Source organism: Saccharopolyspora sp. (assembly GCF_017434145.1).
Lineage (GTDB): Bacteria > Actinomycetota > Actinomycetes > Mycobacteriales > Pseudonocardiaceae > Saccharopolyspora_C > Saccharopolyspora_C galaxeae.
Genome location: NZ_JAFRFW010000861.1, coordinates 1 through 10,451, shown reverse-complemented (window position 1 = coordinate 10,451; position 10,451 = coordinate 1). Strand labels below are relative to the sequence as shown.

Here is a 10,451-nt window from a genome sequence, read left to right as displayed (position 1 = left end):
GGCCGCACCGCCGTGGTGACCACCGCTCCGCGCAGCGGGGTGTACGCGCTGGACGGGGAGTGGCTGGTGTGGCGGCGTGCCGGTGCGGGCCTGCTGGAGTGCGCCGAAGGTGAGTGCGCGGCCGTGGGCCTGCCCACGCGCGGTGCCGAGCTGGAGACCGGCGCATCGCTGGGAATGCTGGTCACCCCCAGCGCGGCGACGGGTCCGGACGGGAAGGTGCTCAACGACCACGGCGCCCGGCTGACCGCTGCTTTCCGCGAACTGTTCACCCTCTCCGCCAGGGAAACCGAGGAGGCCGCCGGATGAATCCGCCCACGCTGCACGTGCGTACGGCCACTGTGGACGACATGGACCTGTTGCTGCGGTGGCGGGAGGAAGCCGCCGACTGGCTGCAGACCGAGCACGGCACCGACCAGTGGAACCGCCCGGCGGACCGGCAGCGCATGGCGGGCTGGATCCACGAGGGGTCCACGTTCATGGCGGCACTGCAGCCGGATGGGGAGCCGGTGGCCACGGTCACCAGCACCCCGCACGGATCGCCGGTGCTGTGGACCGAAGAGGAGCTGGGCACTCCCGCTCGCTACTTGCACAACCTGGTGGTGCAACGTTCGCACGCGGGACGCGGCATCGGCACCTGCCTCGGGCGCTGGGCGGCTTCGCACGCGGCGCGGACGGGCGTCACGATCGTCCGCTACACCGCCTGGGCCACCAATGCGAAGTTGCTGGACTACTACGACCGGATCCGGGGCCGGTACGTGCGCACGGTTCCGGGTTTCCACAATGGAGCGCTGTTCGAGAATCCGGTCGTGCCGCGGGACGACCTGCCCGTGGTGGAGGCGGCCGACGTGCTGGTGTGAGCTGAGCCGCGGCGAAGCTGAGTCGCCGAAATCGGTTTCCTGGTCGCGCCCGGAGTCCGTAACGTCTGCGGGGTGCGTGCGGAACGGATTCTGGTGACCGGCAGCGCCGGGCACCTCGGGGAAGCATTGGTGCGCAGCGTCCGCGCCGAAGGACGCGACGTGGTCGGGCTCGACCTGGTGGAGTCCCGGTTCACCACGGTCACCGGCTCGATCACCGACCGGGCGTTGCTGCGGCGGTGCCTGCAGGGCGTGACGGGCGTGCTGCACGCGGCCACGCTGCACAAGCCGCACGTCAGCTCGCACGAGCGGCAGGACTTCGTGGACACCAACGTCACCGGCACGTTGGCGCTGCTGGAGGAATCCGCCGCCGCCGGGGTGGAAAGCTTCGTGTTCACCAGCAGCACCAGCGCGTTCGGCCGCGCGTTGACACCGGAGCCGGATCAGCCGGCGGCGTGGATCACCGAGGACGTCGAGCCGGTGCCGCGCAACATCTACGGCGTCACCAAGATCGCCGCCGAGAACGTGGCCGAGCTGGTGCACCGCGAACACGGCCTGCCGGTGGTGGTGCTGCGGACTTCCCGGTTCTTCCCGGAGGACGACGACCGCGACGAGGTGCGGGCCGCCTACGAGGGTATGAACACGAAGGTCAACGAGTACCTGTACCGCCGCGTCGACCTCCAGGACGTCGTCGACGCGCACCGCCTCGCGTTGGCCGAAGCTCCGCGCATCGGTTTCGGGCGCTACATCATCAGCGCCACTCCCCCGTTCAGCCGGGAGGATTCCGCGCAGCTGCGTGCGGATGCGCAGGCCGTGGTGTCCCGGTTGTTCCCGGACCAGCCGGGCGAGTACGCCCGCCGCGGGTGGCGGATGTTCCCCGGGCTGGACCGGGTTTACGACAGTTCCCGCGCCCGCGCGGAACTCGGCTGGCGACCGCGGTACGACTTCCGCCACGTCCTGGATCTGCTGCAGGCCGACGAGGACGTGCGCAGTCCCGTCGCCCGCGCTGTCGGAACCAAGGGGTACCACCCGTATCCGCACGGGATCTACACGACGGGGCCCGAGTGAACCCGCTTCGGGTTCAGAGGCCGTTGAACGAATGTGACGTCAGTACGACCACAATGGACTCACCGGGTGCGGCGACACCGCGCCCGCGCAACTCCTCCACCGCGGGCAACACGGTGGCGGACGTGCCTTCGCAGAGAATCCCCATGCGTGCCAAGCGGATCCGGGCCTCCTCCACTTCGGAGGAGAGCACCACGGGCGATCCGCCGGTGTCGTCGAGGACTCGCAACGCCTGCACCGTCGTCGAATCCCCGCCGATCGACGGGGTTCCGGCGGCCGAGCCGGTGAAGCTGTCGTGCACGCCGGCTCCCGCGCGGACCGCGGCGAGCCTCGGGAACGGCTCGACCAGATGAACCCGCGGGCACGATTCTCCGTGCCTGCGCGCCATCTGCTGCAAGCCGAGGCACACGCCGTAGGCGAGGTCGCCGCGGGAAACGGGGATCACCACGTGTTCCGGCAGGCGTTGCAGGCCGGAGCGGATCTCCCAACCGATGGCCCGCATCGCGTCGATCCCGAACGGTGAACCGCCCGCTACCGGGCGCGTGTAGTTGGTGACCACGAGCGTGCCCGGATCACCGGTGCGGCCGCGCAGGAAGTCCCAGCGCTGCTCGGCACTGTCGAAAACGTGCAGCGTGGCACCGGTGTCCCGGACGGCCCCGGCGAGCGCATCGGGGATGTCGGTGGTGACGGCGACCTCGCACGCCAAGCCGTACGCCGCGGAGTAAGCGGCCAGCGACAACGCGGCGTTGCCGGAGGAAGCAGCGGCGATGCCCGCATACCCGGCAGCGGCGGCACGGCCGACCGCGCCCCAGCTGAACCGGTCCTTGTGCGAACCGGTCGGGTTGGCCGCCTCGTTCTTCACCCACACGTCGAGACCGGCCACCTCGGCGGGCAGCGGGAACAGCGGCGTGCCGCCTTCGCCGAGGCTGCGCGCGCCCGTCAGCGACAGCCGCGGCCGGTCGTCGTCGTACTCGCAGCGCAGGTTCGCCGCGCTGCCCTGATCCCGGCAGTGCTCGCAGCCCGCCGGATGGTCCGCGACCGGATGCAACCGTCCACACTGGATGCATCGGAGCCCGGTGAGGTGCTCGTTCATCGCAGGCTGCATCGCTTCCCCCTCCGGGTGTCGGATCCGGAGGAAGCCTACTGTCCGAACCGGTCGCGGACACCGTCCGGGCCTCGCGGCCGGCACGAGCCCGCTCGCCGCGCCGTTTCCGCGGAGTGAAGGGACTCCTCGGCGGGAAAAGTCCCTTCACTCCAAGCGATCGGCTCTCAGCCCACCCGGGCAGGCGGCGAGGCGCCGAGCACGGCTCCCCCGGCGTCGAGGGCCTCCACGGACACGAACCCTTGCGCACCCGCGATGTCGACCCGGGTTTCGAACCCGGTCTTCGGCGCGTCCTGCACCGGAGCCAGGTTCGCCTCGTCCGGCCCGGCCAGCACCCGCCAGGTCACCACTTCGGTCGCCCCGTTCCAGCTCGCGTAAACGCTGGTCGAGCCGTTGCCCGGCAGCCCGGCAACGGCCGGGGCGTCCAGCGGCTTGCCCACCCACGCCGAGCGGAACGCGCGGTAGGACGTGATCGACTCGGTGAACCTGCCGTGGAACAGCACCTCGCCGTCCGCGCCGAACTCGGTGAAGTACGGCTCTCCGCCCCAGCCGACGAAGACGTGCCCGTTGGCCAGCACCTGCATGTTGCCCTGGTTCGGCGCCAGCAACCCTTCCGGGCTTTCGTTGCTGCGCACCACGTTCGCGGTGCGGGCGGTCTCGTCCACGGCCAGCGACCGCGCGCGGGAGCGGCCGCGACCTGGTGCGGCTTCGGCGTTGTCGAAGATGGTGATCGTCCCGTCCGGCTGGCGGCGCGCGTCGTGCTGCCAGGCGAACGCCGCGTCCGGACCCATGGCGAAGTCGCTCCGCTTGCCGCCGAGCCGCCACGTCACCTCGCCGCTGGCCCGGTCGATCCGGAACACCGAGTGCGTGCAGCGCGCGGAGACCAGCAGCGCGTCGCCGTCCTCGCAGATCGCGTTGGGGTGGATGTAGTCGAACCACTGCTCCGGGTCCTTGGGCACCGCAAGCAGCGACTCGTCCAACCCGACGTGTTGCAGGCTGCGCCACTCGAGCAGCAGCTGCCCGGAAGCGATGTCGATTTCCTGCAGGACGCCTTCCAGCACCTTCGAGTTCGGTTGCCCGCCGACCGGCGTGGTGTCCGCGCGCACCTCGGAGTAGATCAGCAGCAGCGCGGTTCCGCGCGGAGTGATCACGAACTCGTGCATGTCGCCTTGCAGGCCGTTGGCCGCGCGCACGGTCGCGATCCGCCGGTAGCTCTCGTCCAGCACGGCGTACTGCCCGTTGCCGAAACCGGGCGGCACCTCGATCGCGCCCTCCCAGAACGTCAGCACCGGCCGGTCCTGGTAGCGCTGCACCTGGAGGTTGGCGATCACGCCCTCGGCGGGCGGGCTGAACCACACCGGCTGACCGAGATCGTCCATGATCAGCGCACCGGGCTGGGTCGCCGCGCGCGGTGCGGCCGCCTCGGCGTTGAGGACGTTTGCTCCGGCCGGGGTCAGCAGCACGTGCCCGGGCTCGGTGTTCGCGGCCGGAGTGCTGATCTCCACCAGCGGCGGTTGCAGGTCGGGACGGGTGATGAGGCCCTGCCCGGCGCGGGCGCCCGGGGACGCGGCGGCGCCGGCGGTGCCTGCGGTGCCGATCAGCGCGGGCACGGCGGGAGCCGCGGCCAGCATTCGCAGCACCGCGCGGCGGCCGATCGAGAAGGAGTCAGATGACATGGACATCTCCGGATCAAGCGCTGGTGAACGGGGACGGCACTTCGCCATCGGCGCTGACCTGCGCGGCCAGGTCGCGGATCGAGGCGGAATCGTTGACGTGCGGGAACTCCTCCTGCGGCACCGGCACGTCGAGGAAGTCGCACAGCCGCTGCCAGCCCTCGCCGACGCGGTAGACCAGCAGCCGGTCGGCGGGCACCACGCGCTGCACTTCGGCGTTGTGCCGCTCGAAGACGTCGATGGCGTGCGCGCGGTCGGCGAACCGGCCGTCGAACGTGCCGTTCCAGATCATCCGCTCGACGGTGGGGCGCAGCTTGGCGCTGAAGTCGTCGTCGCCGGGCGGGTCCTGCACGAACTGGTAGATCGTGCCGTAGGTGCTGTCGTACCAGCGCTCCGGGTCGCGCACGGTCAGCAACACCTTGGCGTCCGGGTAGAAATCCATCAGTTCGCGGTAGAACGCACAACCCGGCCAGTCCACTGTGGACTCGAATCCGCCGAGCACCTGCTGCCAATCGGAGACCCGGCCGTCCATCGCCAGCTCCCAGTCCTGCGCCCGCTCGGGCTGCGCGATCACCTCGAACATGTGGTAGCAGGGGCCGTAGCCGAGGTGTTCCAGCGCCGCCTTCAGCGATGCGGTGCCGGTGCGGCCGAACCCGGCTCCGATGATCTTGACCATTGCGTTCAACTCCTTGTCGTAGCTGCCCGGCAGCACGCGCCGATCAACTGCGCGTACCGGGGTTCGCCTCGGTGATCAGGACGGCACCCGCCGTGGCGTGCGTCGTCTCGTCGATGAGCACTCCGCCGCCGGTGAGCCGGTTGCGCTCGTAGGGGTCGCAGAAGATCGGCTGCGCCAGGCGCAGTCCGACCTCGCCGATGTCGTTGAGCCCGAGCTCGGTGGCCGGCTCCCGACTCAGCGTGGTGACGTCCAGCCGGTGCCGAACCTCGGTGACGACGGCTTTGACGGTGCGCGTGGTGTGCTTGAACAGCAGCCGCGTGCCGGGCCGCAGCGGTGCCGCCGCGGTCATCCAGCACACCGTCGCGGACAGCTCGTCCGCCGGTTCCGGGGCGTTCGCCGCGGCGCACAGCAGATCCCCGCGACCGACGTCGATGTCGTCGGCCAGTCGCAGCGATATCGACAGCGGAGCCTGCGCGCTGACCAGCGCGCCATCCGCGGTGTCCACCGAGGACACTCGGGATCGCATTCCGGAGGGCAGGTGCAGCACCTCATCGCCCGCTGCCACCGAGCCGCCGGAGATCTGGCCCGCATAACCGCGGTAATCGCGCTCGGGCGCCCGGATGACGCACTGCACCGGCATCCGGAAATCCATTGTGGAGTTGTCGTCCGCGATGCGGACCTGCTCGAGGTGCTCCAGCAGCGCCGGTCCCTCGTACCAGGGCATGGCGGCCGAGCGTTCCACCACGTTGTCGCCGTGCAGTGCCGACAGCGGGATCGCGGTGCACCCGTGCCCGACGAACTCGGCGAATTCGGCCGCGACGTCGCGGAAAACCTGCTCGTCGTAGTCGACCAGGTCCATCTTGTTCACCGCGAGCACGACCTCCGGAACCCGCAGCAGCCCGGCCAGCACGGCGTGCCTGCGACTCTGCTCGGTCAAACCGTGCCGTGCGTCGACCAGCACGATCGCCAGGTCCGCAGTGGACGCCCCGGTGACCATGTTCCGGGTGTACTGGGCATGACCCGGGGTGTCGGCGATAATGAACGCGCGACGGACGGTCTCGAAGTAGCGGTGCGCCACGTCGATGGTGATTCCCTGCTCGCGCTCGGCGCGCAGGCCGTCGGTGAGCATCGCCAGGTCCAGCACGTCGTCGCCGCGTTCCGCGCTGGCCTGCTCCAGCGCTTCGACCTGGTCGGCCAGCAGCGACTTCGAGTCGTGCAGCAACCGGCCGATCAGGGTGCTCTTGCCGTCGTCGACCGCGCCTGCGGTGGCGAACCGCAGCAGGCCGTCGGCCGGGGTGAAACCGTCCTCGTCCGCAGCGGTTCCGGGTAACGCGTCCGCGGGAACGGCCGGTCCGGCCGGAGAACTCGGGCTCATCAGAAGTATCCCTCCCGCTTGCGGTCCTCCATCGCGGCCGCGCTCGTGCGGTCGTCGGCGCGGGTCTGGCCGCGCTCGGTGACCCGGGTCGCGGCGATCTCGGCGAGCACTTCGGACACCGTGGACGCTTCCGAGGGAACCGCGCCGGTGCAGGTCATGTCGCCGACCGTGCGGAACCGCACGGATCGCTCCACCAGCGGCTCGTCCGGGTCGCGGTGCAGGAACGGGTTGTCCGCCAACAACATCCCGTCGCGCTCGAACACCTTGCGGGTGTGCGCGAAGTACAGCGGCGGCAGCTCGACGCCGTCGCGTTCCACGTAGGTCCACACGTCGCGTTCGGTCCAGTTCGACAGCGGGAACGCGCGCACGCTCTCGCCGGGCCGGATCAGTCCGTTGTAGACGTTCCACAGCTCGGGGCGCTGGTTGCGCGGATCCCACTGCCCGAAGGAGTCCCGGAAGGACAGCATCCGCTCCTTGGCCCGCGCGCGTTCCTCGTCGCGGCGCGCGCCGCCGAACAGGGCGTCGAAGCGGTGCTCGGCGACGGCGTCCAGCAGCGTCACCGTCTGCGCCCGGTTGCGGCTGGGCCAGCGGCCCGTCGGCTCGGCCACCCGGCCCGCATCGATCGAGTCCTGCACGCCGGCCACCACCAAGCGCACTCCCAGCTCGGCGACGCGGCGATCCCGGAAGTCGAGCACTTCGTCGAAGTTGTGCCCGGTGTCCACGTGCAGCACCGGGAACGGGATCGGAGCGGGTGCGAACGCCTTCTCCGCCAGGCGCAGCAGGACCGCGGAGTCCTTGCCGCCCGAGAACAGCAGCGCGGGGCGGTCGAATTCGGCGGCCACTTCGCGGATCAGGTGCAGCGCCTCGGACTCCAGGACGTCCGATCGGGACGGTCCGGACGGCATCAGCGGCTCCCCTCGGTCAGGTTCCCGGGCAGCGCGGCCAGCAGGTCCGCGGCCAGTTCCCGGCGGCACACCAGCAGATCCGGCAGCCACGGGTCCGGCAGGTCGTAGTGCAGCGGCGAGCCGTCCACCCGACTGGTGTGCAGTCCGGCCGCCCGGGCCACGCCGACCGGCGCTGCGCTGTCCCATTCGTACTGCCCGCCCGCGTGCACGTAGGCGTCGACCTCGCCGAGCACCACCGCGCTGATCTTCGCGCCGGCGGAGCCCATCGGAACGGTCTCGGCGCCGAGCGATTCGGCGAGCTCGCGCACGAAATCCGGCGGGCGGCTGCGGCTGACCGCCAGCCGAGGGTGGGCGATGCCGTGGCTCGGCTGCTTCGGCGGCGCACCGGTGCCGAGAACCCGGCCGTGCGCGGGCAGCGCTACCGCGGACACGGTGATCTGATGATCCTCGGCCAGTGCCACGTGCACGGCCCAGTCGGTGCGTCCGGCTTCGGAGAACTCGCGAGTCCCGTCCAGCGGGTCGATGATCCAGACCCGGTCGGCGGATTCCCGCGGTGGCCCGGAAACGCCGTGCTCGGACAGCACCGGATCCTGCGGGCGGGCTTGCGCGAGCGCGGCGACCAGCAGGTCGTGCGCCGTGCGGTCACCCTCCGCGCCGAGGGCTTTCGGGTCCGTTGTGGACGCCGTCCGCTCCCGCAGGTCCAGCAGGCTCTCGCCGGCTTCCCGCGCCAGTCGTGCGGCGAGTTCGTGATCGTCCGCGCTCACCCGGTACCTCCTCGTCCGACGTCAACTCTTCGTTCCGCGCGCCAGGGCGGGCACGGGAGAACACCCGGTGCGCTACCGGGGAGACCGCTGCCGCGAGCACCACCAGCACGCCCAACGACGCGCCGATGATCGCGTTCGCCCCCAGGAGCATCACTGCGGTGGTGGCCAGCATTCCGCCGAGCAGCACGCGGATCGGCCGGTCCGGGACGCGGGCGGAGATCAGCGCTCCGACCAGCACTCCGGGCAGCGATCCCACCAGCAGCGAACCGACGATTCCGAAGTGGACTTCGCCGGTGAACAGGTGCCCGCAAGCGGCGACCAGCACTAGCGGCACTGCCTGCACCAGGTCGGTGCCGACCAGCCGCGCCGAGCTCAGCGAGCGGTTCGTCAGCAGCAGGCACACGATGATGATGGAACCGGAACCGACCGAGGTGGTGCCGACGATGAGCCCGGCCACGGCGCCGAGCAGCGCGGTCGGCAACGGCCGCACCGAGGCGGCGCCGGCCGCGGGGCTGCGTTTCGCCAGCAGCATGCGGGCGAACAGCATGATCGCGGCCAGCAGCACCGCCACGCCCGTCAACGTCTTCAACGACGACTCCGCGCCGTCGCCGAGCGAACCCGCGAACAGCGATCCCACCACCGCGCACGGCAACGAGCCCAAGCACAACCAGCCGACCAGCCGCGCGTCCGCGGTCCTGCGCCGCAGGTGCACCAGCGCCCCGACCGGCTTCATGACCGCGCTGGCGACCAAGTCGGAAGACACCGCTGCCAGCGGCGGCACCCCGAACACCAGCGTGAGCAGGGGCATCGTCAACGCGCCGCCGCCCATCCCGGTCAGTCCCACCAGCAGCCCGGTCAGCAGGCCGGTGACCGCCACTCCCGGGTTCGGTGCGGCGAGCTCGGCTAATGCGGGTTCCACCTGCCCACCCAGCCTCGTCGCCGCAGCAGCGCGACGACCTCGTCGACGGCTTCGTCCTGCGACAGCCCGGAGGTGTCCAGCACCAGGTCCGCATCGGCGGGCACCTCGTACGGCGCGGAGACGCCGGTGAACTCCGGCAGCGTCCCGGCGCGGGCCTTGCGGTAGAGGCCCTTGCGGTCGCGGCGCTCGCACTCGCCCAACGGCGTCGCCACGTACACCAGCACGAATCCGCCCGATTCCTCGACCATGTCGCGCACCGCATCGCGGTCGGCGCGGTACGGCGCGATCGGCGCGCAGATCGCGGCGCCGCCGTGCCGGGTGACTTCGGAGGCCACGAACCCGATCCGGCGCACGTTGCGGCTGCGGTCCTCAGCGGAAAAGCCCAGTCCCGCGCACAACGTGCGGCGCACGACGTCCCCGTCGAGCAGCGTCACGGCCCGGTGGTCGTACTGCGTGAGCTCGTCCCGCAATGCACGCGCCATCGTGGACTTGCCCGCTCCGGAAAGTCCGGTGAACAGCACCGTGAAGCCGCGCCGGGACAGCGGTGGATGCAGCCGTTGCTGCTGCTCGGCGATGGCGGGCGTGGTGAACCAGCTCGGCAGCGGGTCGCCCCGGTCCAGGTGTGCGCGCAGTTCTTCAGCGCTGAGGCCGGGAAGCCGCCTGCTCGGCTCGACCTGCGCGGCCGGGCGCCAGCGGCCGGTGTCCTCGCGCACCACCTCGGGCGGCTCCAAGCCCGGAATCGGCGGCTGTTCCAGCGGATACTCGCTGATCAGGTGGGTGGCGCCGTAGGCGGCGGCGACGTGCGCGGTCAGCAGCGCGTCCCGCTTCGGATCGGGCCGCTGCGCCAGCGGCACCGGCACGACCGTCGTGTCCGGCGGCAGTTCCGGGCGTGCGGCCAGCACTGCCTGCACCAGGACTTCCGGGCGCGGCCCGATCATCCGGGGCAGCAGCAGCAGGTGCGCCCCGTGCTCGGCGACCAGCTCGCGCAGCTGCGCGATCTCCTTGTGGTGCAAGGGTTTTTCCGGAAGCATCGCCAGAACGGGGCCGTGCGGCAGGTTTTCCCGCACACCGGCGGCCGGCGGGCGCATTCTGCGCAGCGCGCCCGTAGGCGCTGCGGC

11 protein-coding genes are annotated in these 10,451 nt (G+C 71.1%); 3 read left to right on the top strand and 8 right to left on the bottom strand.

Annotated elements, in window-relative coordinates:
• From IJH84_RS23410 to IJH84_RS23400, 3 genes are all read left to right on the top strand, one after another.
• Positions 1–306: hypothetical protein (locus IJH84_RS23410; RefSeq protein WP_295149078.1), on the top strand; the 306-nt coding region annotated here is incomplete at its 5' end.
• Positions 303–857 (top strand): GNAT family N-acetyltransferase, encoded by a 555-nt coding sequence (locus IJH84_RS23405; RefSeq protein WP_295149075.1) that lies wholly within the window; start codon positions 303–305, stop codon positions 855–857. The genes IJH84_RS23410 and IJH84_RS23405, both read left to right, overlap by 4 nt.
• Before the next feature lie 72 nt (positions 858–929).
• The gene (locus tag IJH84_RS23400) at positions 930–1,922 is read left to right on the top strand and encodes an NAD(P)-dependent oxidoreductase (protein WP_295149073.1); all 993 of its coding nucleotides are present in this window, start codon (positions 930–932) and stop codon (positions 1,920–1,922) included.
• 13 nt (positions 1,923–1,935) lie between these two features.
• On the opposite strand, the gene IJH84_RS23395 is transcribed toward IJH84_RS23400, so the two are convergent.
• From IJH84_RS23395 to cysC, 8 genes are all read right to left on the bottom strand, one after another.
• Positions 1,936–3,024, bottom strand: coding sequence for a PLP-dependent lyase/thiolase (locus IJH84_RS23395; RefSeq protein ID WP_295149071.1), 1,089 nt, complete (start codon positions 3,022–3,024; stop codon positions 1,936–1,938).
• Positions 3,025–3,188: 164 nt separating this feature from the next.
• Positions 3,189–4,697, bottom strand: coding sequence for an arylsulfotransferase family protein (locus IJH84_RS23390; RefSeq protein ID WP_295149069.1), 1,509 nt, complete (start codon positions 4,695–4,697; stop codon positions 3,189–3,191).
• 13 nt (positions 4,698–4,710) lie between these two features.
• On the bottom strand, positions 4,711–5,370 hold the full coding sequence (locus IJH84_RS23385) for a sulfotransferase family protein (RefSeq protein WP_295149066.1): 660 nt from the start codon (positions 5,368–5,370) through the stop codon (positions 4,711–4,713).
• Positions 5,371–5,413: 43 nt separating this feature from the next.
• Positions 5,414–6,745: a GTP-binding protein gene (locus tag IJH84_RS23380; RefSeq protein WP_295149062.1), complete on the bottom strand. Its 1,332-nt coding sequence runs from the start codon at positions 6,743–6,745 to the stop codon at positions 5,414–5,416.
• Complete coding sequence (cysD, locus tag IJH84_RS23375; RefSeq protein WP_295149059.1) at positions 6,745–7,650, bottom strand: sulfate adenylyltransferase subunit CysD; 906 nt, start codon at positions 7,648–7,650, stop codon at positions 6,745–6,747. The genes IJH84_RS23380 and cysD overlap by 1 nt, the downstream gene beginning before the upstream one ends.
• A complete protein-coding gene (locus tag IJH84_RS23370; RefSeq protein ID WP_367269083.1) occupies positions 7,650–8,348 on the bottom strand; it encodes a 3'(2'),5'-bisphosphate nucleotidase CysQ in 699 nt (232 codons plus the stop codon). The genes cysD and IJH84_RS23370 overlap by 1 nt, the downstream gene beginning before the upstream one ends.
• Complete coding sequence (locus IJH84_RS23365; protein ID WP_295149057.1) at positions 8,293–9,333, bottom strand: sulfite exporter TauE/SafE family protein; 1,041 nt, start codon at positions 9,331–9,333, stop codon at positions 8,293–8,295. Before IJH84_RS23365 ends, IJH84_RS23370 begins: the two co-directional genes overlap by 56 nt.
• A partial coding sequence (cysC, locus tag IJH84_RS23360) for an adenylyl-sulfate kinase (protein WP_295149055.1) occupies positions 9,318–10,451 on the bottom strand: 1,134 nt, incomplete at its 5' end. The genes IJH84_RS23365 and cysC, both read right to left, overlap by 16 nt.